This is a genomic window from Kitasatospora sp. Ki12 (genome assembly GCF_054601375.1).
The window spans coordinates 1,290,959-1,307,126 of sequence record NZ_BAAIHT010000001.1 but is presented as its reverse complement, the minus strand read 5'-3'; the positions used below and the strand labels follow the sequence as shown (position 1 = coordinate 1,307,126).

The window sequence follows — 16,168 nt, the reverse complement described above, 5'->3', positions numbered from 1 at the left end:
GGTGCTAGAGTTTCTTCTCGTTGGGGCTGTGGCGCAGTCCGGTAGCGCACCTCGTTCGCATCGAGGGGGTCAGGGGTTCGAATCCCCTCAGCTCCACCCAACGGAACGGCTCAGGCCGGTCCACCGAATCCCGCCGGGAGGCAACTCCCGGCGGGATTTCGCGTTTTGTGGTGCCGGGTCGGCCCGAAGGGGTCGGGAGGCGGTCCCGAGGGGCTTTGTGGCCGAGATCACAACGCCCGGCCGGGGGTGGTTTCTGACGCGGTTTGGGGCTCAGGGGGGTCGGTTATGGTGGTTGGGCCCAGACGCTGACGACGGAACGATCTGGTCTATCTCAACGGGGTGCCATCGCGGTGCGCGAGTTCGGTCTGACACGGTGGGCGCGGCAGTCGGGCCCGGAAGAGCCCGGCGACGAACCGGCGGCCGGACGATCGAATTCCTGGACCCTCCCGGCGGCCTGCGTCGCGGCGGTGTCACTGGCGGTGTTCGCCTTCTTCCGGCACACCCACAACGCCACCATGGTCGACATGCTGGTCTACCGGGCCGAGGGCCAGGCCGTCGTCCGGGGCGAGGACCTGTACGCGATGCGGCTGCCCGGCTGGGACCTGCCGGCCACCTACCCGCCGTTCGCCGCGATGCTGTTCGTGCCGAGCACCTGGTTCGACGTGCCCGTCCTGCGCGTCCTGGTGATGCTCCTCAACTACGCGCTGCTCGCCGCCGCCGTGCACCTGTCGCTGAAGCTGGCCGGGTGGTCGAAGCAGCACCGTCCGGCCGTGGTGATCCTGGCGACCGGCCTGGGCGTCTGGCTGGAGCCGGTCTTCACCACCTTCCAGTACGGCCAGGTCAACCTCGGCATCCTCTGCCTGGTCCTGTGGGACCTGACCCGCCCGGACCGCCACCGGTTCAAGGGCGTGGGCATCGGCCTGGCCACCGCCATCAAGATCACCCCGGGCCTGTTCGCGGTCTACCTGTTCCTGACCGGGAGGGTCCGGGCCGCGCTGGTCTCGGCCGGCACCTTCCTGGCCGCCGGGCTGGTCGGCTGGGCCCTGCTGCCCGACGCCTCGGTCGGCTTCTGGACGAAGTACCTGTGGGACCCGAGCCGGGTCGGCGTGACCGTCCTGGTGGACAACCAGTCGCTGCGCGGCGCCGTCTGCCGGCTGCTGGACGTCAACGACCCGGGCCTGGTCGGGCTGGCCGCCTCCGCGCTGGTCGGCGCCTTCGGGCTCGGGGTGGCGGTGCTGGCCGGGCGCTCGGCGCGGGTGCTGCGCCGGGCCGACGCCTGGGGCGGGGTCTGCGCCGCGTTCACCGCGCTGCTGGTCTCGCCGATCAGCTGGACCCACCACTGGGTCTGGTGCGTCCCGCTCATCGCCCTGCTGGTGGTCGAGGCCCGCACCAGGGCCCGGCGGATCCTGCTCGGCGTGACGCTGGTGGTCTTCCTCTCCCACGTGATGTGGGCGGTGCCGCACCGGTGGGGGCGCGGGGTCGACTGGTACTGGCAGCTGCCCGGCGCCCTCTACCCGCCGATGGGCATCGCCGTCCTGGTCGTCCTGGGCGTGCGGCTGTACCGCGCCCGGCGGCAGGCCGTGGACGCGACCGGCGGCGGGGCCCGGGCGCTCCTGACAGCCAACCTGGACCGCGACCCCGCGCTGACGAACCGGACCTGACGGACCGGCCCCGGCGCACCCGCCCCGGCGCACCCGCCCCGACGTACCCGCCCGACGACCCGGACCCGACGGACCCAGACCGGACGGATCAGAGCTGACGTGACCACCCAGACCGCACCCCCGTCGCCGGCCGCCGCCGCGCCCGCCGCCCGCGGCGCCCTCACGGCCCTCCTGCGCGGCCCGGCCCGGCGCACCGCGCTGCTCACCGCGCTCTGCTTCGCGGTGACGTGCGCCATCGGCCTGCAGGGCTGGACATCGGTGTCGCTCGGCGGCTTCGACCTCGGCATCTTCGACCAGGGCGTGCGCGGCTACGCCCACTTCGGGCTGCCGGTCTCCTCGCTGAAGAGCTACCACCACGAGTTCCCGCCCGGCTTCTCGCTGCTGGGCGACCACTTCTCACCGGTCCTGGCGCTGCTCGCGCCGCTGTACTGGATCTGGGACGACCCGCGCTCGCTGATCATCGGGCAGTCGCTGCTCTTCGCGGCCGGCGTGCCGCTGGTGCGGCGGATCACCGCGCACTGCTTCGCCGCCGCCGAGCCCCGCACCGCCCGCCGGGCCGCCGACCTGGCCGGCCTGGTGCACGCGCTCGGCTGGCCGCTGCTGGTCGCCGCCCGGGTCGGATTCCACGAGGTGGCCTTCGCGGTGCCGCTGACCCTGCTGATGCTGGAGCGCGGCCTGGCCCGCCGGTACGGCACGGTGCTGCTCGCCGCCGTCCTGCTGTGCTGCACCAAGGAGGACCTCGGCCTGATGGTCGGGGCGTACGGGCTGGTGCTGCTGCTGCGCACCCGGCGGACCGGGGACCGGGCGGGCCGCCGCACCGGCCTCGGCCTGCTGCTGGGCGGGCCGGTCGCCTCGGTGGTGGCCATCAAGTGGCTGATCCCGGCGATGGGCGGGGAGCCGGGCTACTACTGGAACTACGGCTCGCTCGGCACGGACGGCGGCGACGCGCTGCGCAACCTGCTGCACGACCCGTTCCTGCTGGTGCAGGCCGCCCTCGACCAGCCGCTCAAGCCGCTGCTGCTGCTCTGGCTGTTCGGCACGGCGTTGCTGCTGCCGCTGCGCTCGGCCACCGTGCTGTGCGCGGTGCCGCTGCTGGCCGAGCGGATCCTGTCCAGCAACCCCAACCACTGGTCGGTCGCCCGGCACTACGACTCGCTGCTCTGGCCGATCCTGCTCACCGCCGCCGTCGAGGTGCTCGGCCGGCTGAGCGCCGCCGGGCGGCCCGCGCGGACCGTCCGGCGGGCGCGGCTGCTGGGGCTCGGCGCGGCCGGCATCGCGCTGGCGGCCGCCGTGCCGATGGGGCTGGTGCAGCTGGCGGTGCCGTCCGCCTGGACGCCCAAGACGAGCGAGGCCGCGCTGGTGCGGGCGGCCGCGCTGATCCCGGACGGGGCCTCGGTGGAGGCGGACAACCAGATCGCGCCGCGGCTGACCGCCCGCACCGACGTGGTGCTGGTGGACGGCACGCCGCGCGGGCGCGAGTACGTGCTCACCCGGTCGAACAAGCGCTCCTTCCCGTTCGCCGCGGACACCGAGCAGGCGGCGCGGATCGCGCTGCTGCTGGAGCACGGGTACCGGCAGCTGTGGGCCGAGGACGGCGTGGTGCTGCTGCACCGGGAGGGCGGCGAGCCCGTCCCCGGGGAGCACGTGCCGGGGCCGGGCAGCAAGCCCGTCCAGGACGTGGTCCCGTCGGACGTGGGGCACGACCTGTTCCGCGGCTGACGCCCGGCGGCCTTGACGACGGTGGCGCCGGGGAACGGCCGAGGGCCGGTCGGAGGAGTCCTCCGGCCGGCCCTCGGGCGGTGCGGTCCGCGGGTCAGCGGGTCAGGGGCGGTCGGCGTAGGAGCCGCTCTGGTGCGTGCCCTGGTGCGGGACGGAGCCGTGGTGGCCGGGCCGCCGGCCGTGCGGGTGCCGGGTCAGGTTGTAGCCCAGGACGCCCGCCAGCGCGGCCAGGAAGCCGCCGCCGATCGTCCAGTACCAGCGGCTGTTCCAACCGGAGAACCAGCCGGTGTACCAGTGCTCCTCCTCCGCCACCGGGGCGGCCGCCTTGGCGGTGCTCGCGCCGCCGCCGGCCGGCGGGACCAGCGGGGCCTTCAGCTCCCCGCCCTCCGGCTGGGCGTTGTCGGAGCCGCCCTTGGCGGCGACGTGCAGCTGGACGGCGGTGGCCAGACCGAGGTCCGGCTGCGGGACGTCCGACACCGAGAGCCGCACGTAGTAGGTGCCGGGCAGCGGGTCACCGGACCACGGCTCGGCCCAGGTGCGGACCTCGCGCAGGGTGCAGTCGAGCGTCAGCGCGGTGGTGTTCTGGTCACCGGTGGCGTTCTGGGTGCCGGCGGTGCAGGACTGGCGGCGGCGCAGCCCGTCGAAGACCTCGACGGACCAGGTCTGCGGGCCGTGCCGGTCGGTCCCGGGGGCCAGGTTGACGGACAGCTTGACCGTCGGGGTCTGGCCCTCGGAGGCGCCGAACGCCCAGTACAGGTAGTCGCCGGTGGAGGCGGCGACGTTGGCGTCCTGACCGGGGGAGAGGTTGACCGCGGTCAGGAAGGACGTGCCGGCCTTGGTGGCCGGGGCCGGGGTGCCGCTCGCGGTGGGCGAGGGGGACGGCGCGGCCGAGGCCGCCGGGGCGCCCAGGGCGAGGGCGGGCAGCAGGGCGAGGGCGGCGAGGGCGCCGCGAATCGTCGTACGCATGGTCAGTTCTCCCGCCAGACGGCGATCCGCCACCGTGCGATCCAGCCGAACAGCAGGCCGCAGACCAGGCCGGCCAGGGTGAGGGTGAGCAGCAGGATCCAGCCGCGGCCCAGGCCCATCGCGGCGCCCTCGGGGGCGGGCGAGGAGGAGGCCAGGTCCACGGTCAGCTCCAGCGGCAGGCCGGGGTCGGCCTGGACGCCGGCCTGCGGGGCCAGCGAGTTGCTGACGACCAGGCAGACGGTGGTCTGCGGCTTCTCCTTCGACGTGGACGAGTCCGACGCCGAGCTCGGGCTCGCCGTGACGTAGCCCTTGGAGGCCTCGGTGGACCAGCGCAGACCGGTGGAGATCACGTCGGTGCGCCCGCCGCCGGCGTCGGTGCCGCGGACCAGCTCCTGGCCGGTCGCGCTGGTGGCCTGCAGCAGCACGCCGTAGTCCCGGGCGACCGGGCGGTCGAGGGCGACGCTGACCGAGGCGCGCAGCTCCTGGCCGGACTTGACCGGGACCTTGTAGACGCGGTGCTCGGAGAACTTCTCGCGGTCGGTGTAGACGCCCGGGGCGAGCACCGGGGCGTTCTCGCACTTGTCGGTGCCGGCGGTCTTGACCGGGGTCACCGTGTAGGTGTCGTTGGAGCGGTCGACCAGCTGCTTCACCTTGTCGGTGAGCTGCTCCTGGGTGCGGACGTCGGTGTAGGTGCCGCCGGTCGCGTTGGCGATGCAGAGCAGCTGCTGACGGGTCTTGTCGTCGTGGGCCAGACCGAGGGTGTCGACCACCAGGTGGATGCCCTGGGAGGCGAGCTCGCGGGCCACGTCACAGGGGTCGGGCGGGGTGCAGGTGTCCTCGCCGTCGGTGATCAGCACCACGCGGCGGGTGGTCTCGCCCTTGCCGAGGTCCTGGGCGGCGCCGCGCAGGGCCAGGCCGATCGGGGTCCAGCCGGTGGGCCGCAGGGTGGCGACGGCGGTCTTGGCCTCGACCTTGTTGGTCTTGCCGACCGGGAACAGCTGCTTGGTGTCCTGGCAGCCCTGGACCTTGTCGTTGCCGGGGTAGTTCGCGCCGAGGGTGCGGATGCCGAACTCGGTCTCCGCGGGCAGGGCGTCGATCACCTCGTTCAGCGACTGCTGCGCCACCGAGATGCGGCTCTTGCCCTGGATGTCCGTGGCGGTCATGGAGCCGCTGACGTCCAGGACGAGGTCGACCCGGGGGGCCTCCTTGGGGGCGGGGGCGCCGGCTGATGGTTCGTCGGCGTGGGCGGGCAGGCCGAGGAGCAGCGAGGCGCCCGTTATCGCCACTGCGGCCAGCAGGCTGCCGAGCCTGGTCTGTGGTCGTCGTCCGGTAGTCACCCGGCCGATCCTAGGGCGTGTCTTGCGGGTCTTCGCCGGGTCCGCGACGCCAGGGCACGCACCTCGCCGCGTTGTCGTCAGTCGCCGATGCTCCGCATGGACTCCCTCCTCCGCCTTGCGATGCACGCACCCTGACGCCGCGTCCTGATCCGACGAGACCCACAAGACACGCCCGGGGATCATCAGTTCGCCGTGGCGAAACGAGTCCGGATCGTGCACCGACCAGCCCCGGCGTGAACTCCGGCGTGCGGGAGCCGAGTCCGGGCTCACGCGGGCCTTACCCGGCGTGGATAGCCTCCTTGCGTACCGATGGGCGGAAGCGGGGGCGCGATGGAGCTGGCAGCGGTCGGCAAGCGGTACGGGCGCGGCGGGCGGTGGATCCTGCGCGGGGTCGATCTGGCCGTCGGGCCCGGGGAGTTGGTGCGGATCGCCGGGACGAACGGGAGCGGCAAGTCGACGCTGCTGCGGCTGGTCGCCGGGATCGAGCGGCCCAGCGCGGGCCGGGTGGTGCGGCCCGGGCCGGCGGCGTACGTGCCCGAACGCTTCCCGCCGGCGCTGCCGTTCGACGCGGCCTCGTACCTGCTGCGGGTGGGCCGGGTGCACGGGCTGTCGGCGGAGCGGGCCCGGCGGCGGGCGGGGGAGTGGCTGGACCGGTTCGGCGTCGCGGACCGGGCGGGCACCCCGCTGAGCCGACTCTCCAAGGGCACCTGCCAGAAGGTCGCGGTCGCCCAGGCGCTGCTCGCCGAGGCCCGGGTGCTGGTGCTCGACGAGGCCTGGACCGGGCTGGACCCGGAGGCCAGGGCGGTGCTGGACGAGGCGGCCGCCGAACGGGCGGCGGCGGGCGGCACGGTGCTGTTCGTCGACCACGACCCGGCCCGGCTGGCCGGGCTGACCGGCGCGGCGTACCTGGTCGGCGCGGACGGCGGGCTGCGGTCCGCCGAGGAGGGGGCGGCGCCGCCCGCCGGGGCCGGCCCGGTGATGGAGATCGAGGTGGACGTCCCGGACGGCGCCCCGCTGCCGGACCGGCTGCCCGGCGCGCCGGAGCGCACCCGGCTGGCCGGGACGGAGGTCCGGCTGGCCGTTGCGGCCGCGCACTCGGACGCGCTGCTGCGCCGGCTGCTGCTGGGCCGCCCGGCCGTACGGGTGCTGGCGGTGCGTCGGCGGGAGGAGGAGCGGTGACGGGTCGGACCGGGCCGCTGACGCGGTACCACCTGGAGCTGCTGCTGCGCTCGCACGCCTGGCTGCCGCCGTTCCTGGCGTACGTGCTGCTGCTGGTGGTCGGGGTGACGGCGGGCGACCCGCTGCTGGGCAGCCTCGGCCTCGGTGCGGGGGCGCTGCTGCCGGTGAGCGCCTGGTACGTGCGCGGGGCGCTGGCCGCGGAGCCGCCGGCCTCGCGGGCCTGCCTGGTCGCGGTGGCGGGCCCGGCCCGGGTGCACCTGGGCGCGCTGCTGGCGGCGCTGACGGTCTCCCTGGTGCTGGCGGTCGGCGAGGTCGCGGCGCTGTGGTGGACCAGCGGGGCGGTGGCCGATCCGGGGGCGCCGGGGCGGCCGGCGGTCGGGGCGGCGCTGCTGGCGGGGCTGCTGACCTCGGTGGTCTGCGCGCTGCTGGGGGTGCTGGCCGGGGCGCTGGCCTCCCGGCCGGTGCTCACCCGGGGGCCGTACGGGATCCCGCTGGCGCTGGCACTGGCCGCGCTGCTGCTGGTGGTACCCGCCTCACCGGCCAATGCTGCGGTGCGCGGGCTGGTGGCAGCGGCCCGGAGCGGCCGGGTCGCGGTGCCGTGGGTGGAGCTGCTGCTGGCCGTCGTCCTGATGGCCGCGGGCTGCGCGGGCGTCGCGGCGCTGGCCGGGCGCCGGCCGGAGTGAGCGGGCCGTCAGGGGGGAGGCGTGGCGAGGTGAAGTGGGCCGGCCGGGCCGGGTGATTCCGGCAATGGCGGACACACCGGGGTGAAGAGCCGATACACGTGCAGACGGCTCGTTAGGGTGACGAACCCGGGCGCCGGTGCGTGGGCCCGGCAGGCCTGTCCGAACCCCGCGACCCCCAGGACGGTCCGTGGCGACACCCTCCGCCGTGACGAGTTCCGCCGCCCGGCCGAGCCGGCCGGTGCCGACCAGGCGCACCACCGAGCTCGTCCTGGTGCTCGCCGCCGTCCTGACCGCCGTGTTCGGCTACGTCGAGGTCGGTGTCGACCTGGACGGCACGGTCCCGCCCGACGCGGCCGAGTACGGCGCCGCGCTCGGCGTGCTCGCCCTCGCGGCGCACGCCGTCGTCCGGTGGCGGGCCCGGTACGCGGACCCGCTTCCGCTGCCGATCGCGGTGCTGCTGAACGGGATCGGCCTGGTGGTGATCTACCGGCTCGACCGGGCCTCCCCGGGCCCCGGCGCGGCCTCCACCCAGCTGCTCTGGTCGGCCCTGGGCGTGGCGCTGTTCATCGCGGTGGTGCTGCTGGTGCGCGACCACCGGAGGCTGCGGCGCTACGCCCACACCGGTGCCCTGCTGGCGCTGGTCCTGCTGGTGCTGCCGATCTTCTTCCCGCCGGTGTACGGCTCCCGGATCTGGATCGTGGTCGGGCCGCTCTCCTTCCAGCCCGGCGAGTTCGCCAAGATCCTGCTGGCGGTCTTCTTCGCCGCCTACCTGGCGGTGCACCGGGACGCGCTGGCGCTCACCGGCCGCCGGGTGTGGCGCTGGCAGCTGCCGCGCGGGCGGGTGCTGGGGCCGGTCCTGCTGATCTGGGCGGCCTTCGTCGGCGTCCTGGTGCTGGAGACCGACCTCGGCACCTCGCTGCTCTTCTTCGGCCTGTTCGTGGTGATGCTCTACGTGGCCACCGCCCGCACCGGGTGGATCGCGATCGGGCTCGGCCTGGCCGCGGTCGGCGCGGTGACGGTGGGCTGGCTGTCGCCGCACGTGCACAGCCGGGTCGCGGACTGGCTGGACCCGCTGGGCTCGATCGCCGCGGGCCGGGGCGCCAACCAGATCGCCCAGTCGCTGTTCGCCTTCGCCTGGGGCGGGGAGCTGGGCACCGGCCTCGGCAACGGGCACTCGGTGCTGATCGGCTTCGCCGCCAAGTCGGACTTCATCCTCGCCACCATCGGCGAGGAGCTCGGCCTGACCGGGCTGATCGCGGTGTTCCTGCTGTACGCGGTGCTGGTCTCCCGGGGCTTCCGGACCGGCATCGCGCTGCGCGACCCGTTCGGGCGGCTGCTGGCGATCGGACTGGCCTCGATCGTCGGGCTGCAGGTGTTCGTGGTCGCGGGCGGGGTGCTGGCGCTGATCCCGCTGACCGGGATGACCATGCCGTTCATCGCCCTGGGCGGCTCCTCGGTGGTCACCAACTGGATCATCGTCGCGCTGCTGGTGCGGATGAGCGACATCGCCCGCAGGCCTGGGCCTGGGCCTGGGCCCGTGTCTGCGTCGGGGGAGGGGGAGGGCTGATGGCGCGGATCCGGCCGCGGGGCAACGGCCCGCAGGGGCTGCCCGGCATCTCGGTCACCGGGCGCCGGGCGGGCACCTTCTGCCTGCTGCTGGTCGCCGCGCTGTGCGTCCAGGCCACCCGGGTGCAGGTGTTCCAGGCGGACGACCTCGACCACAACAGCGCCAACCAGCGGCTCACCGTCGAGCGGTACGCCCGGCCGCGCGGCGACATCCTGGTCGGCTCGGAGCGGATCACCGGCTCCGAGCCCACCGGCGGCCGGTACGCGTACAAGCGCACCTACACCGACGGTCCGACCTACGCCGCCGTCACCGGCTTCGCCTCCCAGGCGTACGGCAACTCCCAGCTGGAGGGCACCGAGGACGACCTGCTGACCGGCACCGACGGCCGGCTGGCCGGCTGGGCGCTCTGGGACGCGGTGGCCCGCAGGCAGAGCCCGGGCGGGGACGTGTACACCACGCTGGACCGCGCCGCCCAGGAGGCCGCCGTGCGCGGGCTGGGCGGCCAGCAGGGCGCGGTCGCCGCGATCGAGCCCGCCACCGGGCGGATCCTGGCGCTGGCCAGCACGCCCTCCTACGACCCGGGCGGCTTCGCCGGCCACGCCGCCGCCGACCAGGAGGCCTGGAACCGGCTGCAGGCCGACACCGACCAGCCGATGCTCAACCGGGCGCTGCGCCAGACCTACCCGCCGGGCTCGACCTTCAAGGTGGTCACCGCCGCGGCCGCGCTCGCGAACGGGGTGGTCACCGACCCGGACGCGCCGACCGGGGCGCCCTACCCGTACGTGTTGCCCGGGACGACCACCCCGCTGGTCAACGACACCCCTGCCTGCGACCGGCCCGGCCTGTCGCTGTCCGCCGCGATGACCGCCAGCTGCAACAGCGTGCTCGGCTACCTAGGGGTGCGGACCGGGCTGGACCGGATGGTGGCGATGGCGGAGGGCTTCGGCTTCAACGACCCGAAGCTGGACGTCCCGGTGCGGGCGGCCCGGTCGAACATCGACACCGCGATGGACGGGGCGCAGCTGGCGCTCTCCTCGATCGGGCAGTTCGACACGGCGGCCACCCCGCTGGTGATGGCGATGGTCGCGGCCGGGGTCGCCAACGACGGGACGGTCATGCGTCCACAGCTTGTGGACAAGCTGACGAAGTCCGACGGCACCGCGGTGCGGCTGATGAAGCCGGCGGCGTACCGGCGGGCGATGAGCCCGGAGGTGGCCGCCCGGGTGCGGAAGCTGATGACCGACGTGGTGGAGAACGGGACCGGGGGCAACGCCCGGATCGACGGGGCCGTGGTCGGCGGCAAGACCGGGACGGCTCAGCACGGGGTGGACAACGCCGGGACGCCGTACGCCTGGTTCATCTCCTGGGCCGGACCGGCCGGCTCGGACGCGGTGCCGCCGGTGGCGGTGGCCGTGGTGGTCGCGGACAGTGACGCCACGGACGTCACGGGTGGCGCCCTGGCCGCGCCGATCGCCCGCTCGGTGATGCGGGCGGTGCTCCGCCGATGACCCCCGCGACCGTGCTGAGCTGCCGCTTTATCCGCTCGACGGTAGATGCGCCGTTTGCGAAGTGTCCGGTTTGTACAGCCATATGCGCCGATTAGGACAATGCGCGTACCCGGACTGTTCGTTTGCGACACTGGTGCTTTCGCCGGGTACTGTCCCATCTTTGTTCGGTTGGTCCCCGATGTCGCCCCCGCGGCGCGGCGGGTGACCGGCCGCCAGGACACCCTCCCCTGCCCAGAAGGACCGCCGTTTTGGCCAGCAACACCCTCGGTGCGCGTCTGCTGCGACGCAAGCCCGTCTCGACACTGATCGCGGAGAGCGAGGGCCGCGACGCCCTTCCGGCGGGCGCACCCGAGGAGGGCGGCCGCTCCGGCATCCACCTGCGCCGCTCCATCGGGCTCTGGCAGCTGTCCTCGATCGGCATCGGTGCCACCATCGGCACCGGCATCTTCTTCGTGCTGAACACCGCGGTGCCGTCGGCGGGCCCGGCCGTCATCCTGTCGTTCGTGATCGCCGCGGTCACCGCGGGACTCACCGCGCTCTGCTACGCCGAGATGGCCTCCGCGATCCCGGTCTCCGGCTCCTCGTACTCCTACGCGTACGCCACCCTCGGCGAGGGCGTGGCCTTCGGCGTCGGCATCTGCCTGCTGATGGAGTACGGCGTCTCCGCCTCCGCGATCGCGGTCAGCTGGGCCGAGTACCTGAACAAGTTCCTCGACCTGGCCTTCGGGGTCAAGATCCCCGAGCAGCTCGCCGGCGCGCCGGACAGCACCCACTGGTTCAACCTGCCGGCGCTGCTGCTGGTCGCGATGGTCTGCTTCCTGCTGATCCGCGGCGTCAGCGAGTCGGTGAAGGTCAACGCGGCGATGGTCGGGATCAAGATCCTCATCCTGGTGCTGTTCATCGGCGTCGCGCTGACCGGCTTCCACTCCGGCAACCTGACCCCGTTCATGCCGCTCGGCATCGGCGGCGTGCAGGTCGCCGCGTCCAGCATCTTCTTCTCCTTCATCGGCCTGGACGCCGTGTCCACCGCCGGTGAGGAGGTCAAGAACCCGCGTCGCACCCTGCCGATGGCGATCATCATCTCGCTGGTCGTGGTGACCCTGCTCTACATCCTGGTCGCCCTGGCCGGCATCGGCGCCCAGCCCTGGCAGAAGTTCGACGGCCAGGAGGCCGGCCTGGCCCAGATCCTCCAGGACATCACCGGCCAGAGCTGGCCCGCGATGGTCTTCGCGATCGGCGCGATCCTGTCGATCTTCAGCATCACCCTCGTGGTGATCTACGGCCAGACCCGCATCCTGTACTCGATGGGCCGCGACGGCATGCTGCCCAAGCGCTTCGCCGAGCTCTCCCCGCGCACCGGCACCCCGATCTGGAACACCATCGTGGTCGGCCTCGGCGTGGGCGCGCTGGCCGCGTTCATCCCGCTGAACGTCCTGGCCGACATCACCAGCCTCGGGACGCTCATCGCCTTCTCGGTGGTCTCCATCGGCGTGATCATCCTGCGCCGCACCCAGCCCGACCTGCCGCGCGGCTTCAAGGTGCCCGGCTACCCGGTCGTCCCGCTGGTCAGCGTCGGCTTCTGCGTCTACCTGATCACCGGCCTGCACGCCGACACCTTCCGGGCCGGCGCGATCGCCCTCGCCGTCGCCGTGGTCGTCTACTTCGGCTACAGCATCAAGCACTCCCGGCTGGAGCGGGCCGAACCCGGGGCCGAGGCCGTCCCGGCCGACCGCACCGCCGACTGACCCGGAAGCGAACCGGACGTGAAGGGCCGCCGACCGACAGGACACCCGGCGGCCCTTTTCGTGCCGTCCCACGTCCAGTGCCCGACGTCATGGCGACAGGGCCGGGCCCGCACCCATAACCTTCCACCATGGTGAGCACCCGCACGCCCGGCTTCTCCCGCCCGCGCGGCCGCTTCACCGGCCGCCGCAGAACGCCGGCGCAGACCTTCGTGACCGAGACCTCGTCCGGACCCGGGCGACCGCCGAGAGGCTTCTCGGTCCGGCCGTTCCCCCGCCAGCGTGGCGAAAGCACCTTTCCGCCCACGCCCGATCGGCTGAATCCCGCCGCCCTCGCCTCGATGCGGACCGTACAGCTCCTCGGCTGCCTGATCGCGGCCGGCTGGGCCGCCGCCTTCCCGCTCGTCTCCGACCTGCCCAACCAGAAGCAGTGGGGCCTCATCGCGGCCCCCGCCTACGCCCTGGCCGGGCTGCTCTGCCTGACCCTGCCGCGCCGCTACGCGGCCCGCACCGCCGCCGCGGTCGCCCTCGTCGGCGCCGTCCTCGTCCCGCTCGGACTGCTCGCCCTGCACGGCCGCCACCAGTCCGAGGTCATGGTGGTCGAACGCTCGGCCCACCTGCTGCTCACCACCGGTGACGCCTACCTGCCGCACCCGGTCGTGGTCACCGACTACAACCCGTACCTGCCGGCGATGGCCCTGTTCGGACTGCCGCGCCAGCTGCTCGGCGACGCCACCGCCTTCGCCAAGGTCGCCGGGGACGCCCGGATCTGGTTCGCGCTGACCTTCTTCGTCTGCCTGCTGGCCGCCTGGCGGCTGCTGCGGCCCACCCGCCCGGACAGCGACGGCCCCCGCGCGCCGCTGCTGCCGCTGGCCGTCCTCACCGCCTCGCCGCTGATAGCGCTCGCCCTCGTCGTCGGCGGGGTGGACCTGCCGCTGATCGGCGTCTGCTGCCTCGCCATGGCGCTCGCCGAGCGGGACCGCACCGTCGGCGCCGGACTGGTCCTCGCCCTCGCCTGCACCCTGAAGTGGACGGCCTGGCCCGCGCTGCCGGTCGCCGTCCTGCTGCTGTGGCGGCTCTACGGCCGCCGGCCCGCCGCCCGGACCGCGCTGATCGGGACCGGGGTGAGCGTCGCGGTGATCCTGCCGTCCGTGCTCACCCAGGCGGACGCGCTGCGCGAACAGGTGGTGCGCTTCCCGCTCGGGATGACCGCGATCCGCACCCCGGCCGGCAGCCCGCTGCCCGGCAAGGTGCTGGCCGGCTTCGGGCCGACCGGGCACGCCATCTCGCTGGCCCTGATGACCGTCGCCCTGGTCGGGGTGGCGATCTGGCTGCTGGCCCGGCCGCCGGTCTCCGCGATCGCCGCGGCCGACCTGCTGGCCGCCGGGCTCGCGATCGCCTTCATGCTCGCCCCGGCCGGGCGGTTCGGGTACCTGGCGCTGCCGGCCGTCCTGGTGATCTGGCCCCGGCTGGCGGCCCGGCGCTGGAGCAGCCGGCGCCCGGTCGTGCCCGGGAGGGTGCCGGAGGTGCCGGAGCCCGCCCTGCAGTAATTCGCCCGCTCGCCTCCGGGGCGCTCCGACCCGGTGCCGACGGTCGGCGCTCCAAGGCCCTCGTCCCTCGGGCCTCCTCGCTTCTCCCTTTCGGCACCGGCGCGCCCCTTCGGCTCGGGGCGGGGGCTCGCCCGCTCGCCTCCGGGGCGCTCGGACCCGGTGCCGACGGTCGGCGCTCCAAGGCCCTCGTCCCTCGGGCCTCCTCGCTTCTCCCTTTCGGCACCGGCGCGCCCCTTCGGCTCGGGGCGGTTTCCCCGTCCCGTGCGTGACGTGGCACGGGGCGGGGATTCGCCCGCTCGCCTCCGGGGCGCCCGGGTCAGCGGCCGGCGGCGGCCTTCAGGATGGAGGCCACCGCGGGGCCGGCCGCGTCGACGCCGTGGCCGCCGCCCTGGACCTCGGCGGCGACCGCGATGTTGCCGCGGTAGGCGGTGAACCAGCTGTTGGTGGTGGAGGCGCCCTGGACCTCGGCGGAGCCGGTCTTGGCGCCCGCGTTGTCGGTGATCCCGGCCATCACCTGGCTGGCCGTGCCGCTGACGGCGGTGGCGTTCATCATCGTGCGCAGCTTGCCGGCGACGTCCGGCGAGATCTGCCGGGCGGCCGCCTGCTGGGGCAGACCGGCCACCAGGACGGGCTGCTTGAACGCCCCGCTCTGGACGGTGGCGGTGATCGAGGCGATGGCCAGCGGGTTCATCTGGACCTTGCCCTGGCCGATGTAGTTCATGGCCTGCTCGTCCTTGCTGCCCGGCGTCGCCGGGATCTTGCCGTCGGCGTTCGGCAGGCCGGTCTTCCACTCCAGGCCGATGCCGAACACGTCCTTGGCGGTGGAGGACAGCGTCTCCGGCTTGAGGCTGGTCAGGCCCTGGTTGATGAAGGCCGTGTTGCAGGACACCATGAAGTCCTGCTGGAGGGTGTTGTTCGGGAAGGCGCCCGGGAAGTCGTTCGGGATCGCGACCGCGTTGCTGCTCTTCTCCGGGCAGGCCACCACGGAGTCCGGGTTGATCCCGTTCTCCAGCAGCGCCGCGGAGGTGACGATCTTCATCGTCGAGCCCGGTGCGAGCAGCCCGGTGAAGGCCCGGTTCTGGCCGTTGGCCGGAGAGTTGGCGAAGGCCAGCACCTGGCCGGTGCTCGGCTCGATCGCCACGACGGAGCCGGGCTTGCCGCCCAGGTCGGTCATCGCCTTCTCGGCGGCGGCCTGGACGGTGTTGTCGATGGTCACCTTGAACGGCTTGCCGGGCTTCGGCTCGACGATGGTGAACAGCTTGTCGGCGGCGGCCTTGCCGGCCGGGTCGTTGATCACCACGGCCTTGCCCGAGTCCTGGTCCTTGGCCGGGTCCGGCGGGAGCAGCTTCTGGGCGTTGTCCTGCAGGGTGTTCATCAGGGCCGCGGTGAGCGAGGCGCCCTGCAGCGGCTTGCCGTTGCGGTCCACCACGGTGGACGGCGGGGCGAAGACCTGCTGGGTGGCGATGGTCTCGTTGCCGGACAGGTGGGGGTGGATCACCGTCGGCGCCCAGTGCACGGCCGGGGTGTCGTCGCTCATCTTCACCACGCCCAGGAAGCCCTGGTAGTCCCAGGCCCGGTTGGTGCCCTCGAACTCGGCGCGCGCCTTGAAGCTCATCAGCGTGCCGGTGGGCCCGGGGGTGGCGGTGGGGGACGGCGAGTCGGTGGCGCCCGGGGTGCCCGCCGACGGCGTCGCGGAGGCCCCGGCGCCGGGCTTGGCCGGGCTGGGGGTGCCGGTGGCGGAGGAGAAGACCTGCTGGGTGGTCGGACCGGTCGGGGTGAGCGTCAGCGCGCTCGGCTTCACCTGGTCCCGGAAGGCGGTCAGCGCGGTGGTGGCCGCGGCCGGGTCGTCGGTCAGCGAGGCCGCCTTGGCGATGTCGCCGGACGCCCAGGCCGCCAGGAAGTCCTTCGCGCCGGCCGTGGCCTGCTCGGCCGACGGCGGCTCGGCGACGACCGTACGGGCCTTCTTGCCGCCGGAGTCGGAGTCCGAGCCGTTCATCAGGCTGTACGCGCCGTAGCCGCCGCCCGCGAGGACGGCGATGGACACGCCGGTGATGATGCCGATCTTCGCGCCACTGCGCATGGTGCAGGTCCCCCAGGGGTCTCGCGGCCGGGCGCAACCGGCGGGGCCGGAAACGCGGTACGACCCCACCCTAGGCAGGCGGAATCGGTGCGCCGACGAAAGGCCCGCCACTTGTGACGGATCTGGTACGTGTCGTGCACCGCATACGGACGAAACGGGGGGACTCGGTGTGGGCC

11 protein-coding genes and 1 tRNA gene are annotated in these 16,168 nt (G+C 73.9%); 9 read left to right on the top strand and 3 right to left on the bottom strand.

Annotated elements, in window-relative coordinates; translation table 11 throughout:
- The first annotated feature begins 22 nt into the window (after positions 1–22).
- The 3 genes from ACYP53_RS05510 to ACYP53_RS05500 all read left to right on the top strand — a co-directional run bounded on the left by ACYP53_RS05510 (position 23) and on the right by ACYP53_RS05500 (position 3,380).
- A tRNA-Ala gene (locus tag ACYP53_RS05510) sits at positions 23–96 on the top strand.
- A 371-nt stretch (positions 97–467) separates the two neighbouring features.
- A complete protein-coding gene (locus ACYP53_RS05505) occupies positions 468–1,661 on the top strand; it encodes a glycosyltransferase 87 family protein (protein ID WP_189925247.1) in 1,194 nt (397 codons plus the stop codon).
- 99 nt (positions 1,662–1,760) lie between these two features.
- Complete coding sequence (locus ACYP53_RS05500) at positions 1,761–3,380, top strand: DUF2079 domain-containing protein (RefSeq protein ID WP_229929195.1); 1,620 nt, start codon at positions 1,761–1,763, stop codon at positions 3,378–3,380.
- Positions 3,381–3,482: 102 nt separating this feature from the next.
- On the opposite strand, the gene ACYP53_RS05495 is transcribed toward ACYP53_RS05500, so the two are convergent.
- A complete protein-coding gene (locus tag ACYP53_RS05495) occupies positions 3,483–4,346 on the bottom strand; it encodes a peptidase (RefSeq protein WP_229929196.1) in 864 nt (287 codons plus the stop codon).
- Between the two features lie 2 nt (positions 4,347–4,348).
- A complete protein-coding gene (locus tag ACYP53_RS05490; protein WP_229929197.1) occupies positions 4,349–5,683 on the bottom strand; it encodes a VWA domain-containing protein in 1,335 nt (444 codons plus the stop codon).
- Between the two features lie 330 nt (positions 5,684–6,013).
- On the opposite strand from ACYP53_RS05490, the gene ACYP53_RS05485 reads away from it, so the two are divergent.
- The 6 genes from ACYP53_RS05485 to ACYP53_RS05460 all read left to right on the top strand — a co-directional run bounded on the left by ACYP53_RS05485 (position 6,014) and on the right by ACYP53_RS05460 (position 13,912).
- Entirely contained in the window at positions 6,014–6,862 is an 849-nt protein-coding gene (locus ACYP53_RS05485; RefSeq protein ID WP_459646766.1) for an ATP-binding cassette domain-containing protein, read from the top strand.
- Entirely contained in the window at positions 6,859–7,545 is a 687-nt protein-coding gene (locus ACYP53_RS05480; protein WP_229929198.1) for an ABC transporter, read from the top strand. Before ACYP53_RS05485 ends, ACYP53_RS05480 begins: the two co-directional genes overlap by 4 nt.
- Before the next feature lie 205 nt (positions 7,546–7,750).
- Positions 7,751–9,112 (top strand): FtsW/RodA/SpoVE family cell cycle protein, encoded by a 1,362-nt coding sequence (locus tag ACYP53_RS05475; RefSeq protein ID WP_459646765.1) that lies wholly within the window; start codon positions 7,751–7,753, stop codon positions 9,110–9,112.
- Positions 9,112–10,620 (top strand): penicillin-binding transpeptidase domain-containing protein, encoded by a 1,509-nt coding sequence (locus ACYP53_RS05470; protein WP_459646764.1) that lies wholly within the window; start codon positions 9,112–9,114, stop codon positions 10,618–10,620. The genes ACYP53_RS05475 and ACYP53_RS05470 overlap by 1 nt, the downstream gene beginning before the upstream one ends.
- Before the next feature lie 248 nt (positions 10,621–10,868).
- Positions 10,869–12,365, top strand: coding sequence for an amino acid permease (locus ACYP53_RS05465; protein ID WP_459646763.1), 1,497 nt, complete (start codon positions 10,869–10,871; stop codon positions 12,363–12,365).
- 338 nt (positions 12,366–12,703) lie between these two features.
- A complete protein-coding gene (locus tag ACYP53_RS05460; RefSeq protein ID WP_459646762.1) occupies positions 12,704–13,912 on the top strand; it encodes a glycosyltransferase family 87 protein in 1,209 nt (402 codons plus the stop codon).
- 316 nt (positions 13,913–14,228) lie between these two features.
- Here the strand turns inward: ACYP53_RS05460 and ACYP53_RS05455 are convergent, their stop codons facing one another.
- Positions 14,229–15,992: a penicillin-binding transpeptidase domain-containing protein gene (locus ACYP53_RS05455; protein ID WP_189924913.1), complete on the bottom strand. Its 1,764-nt coding sequence runs from the start codon at positions 15,990–15,992 to the stop codon at positions 14,229–14,231.
- Positions 15,993–16,168 lie beyond the last annotated feature (176 nt).

What these genes read in the sequence shown, in the direction of transcription:
- ACYP53_RS05495 (WP_229929196.1), bottom strand. Translation starts at nt 4,346, where the DNA reads ATGCGTACGACGATTCGCGGCGCCCTCGCCGCCCTCGCCCTGCTGCCC.
- ACYP53_RS05485 (WP_459646766.1), top strand. Translation starts at nt 6,014, where the DNA reads ATGGAGCTGGCAGCGGTCGGCAAGCGGTACGGGCGCGGCGGGCGGTGG.
- ACYP53_RS05470 (WP_459646764.1), top strand. Translation starts at nt 9,112, where the DNA reads ATGGCGCGGATCCGGCCGCGGGGCAACGGCCCGCAGGGGCTGCCCGGC.
- ACYP53_RS05460 (WP_459646762.1), top strand. Translation starts at nt 12,704, where the DNA reads ATGCGGACCGTACAGCTCCTCGGCTGCCTGATCGCGGCCGGCTGGGCC.
- ACYP53_RS05455 (WP_189924913.1), bottom strand. Translation starts at nt 15,992, where the DNA reads ATGCGCAGTGGCGCGAAGATCGGCATCATCACCGGCGTGTCCATCGCC.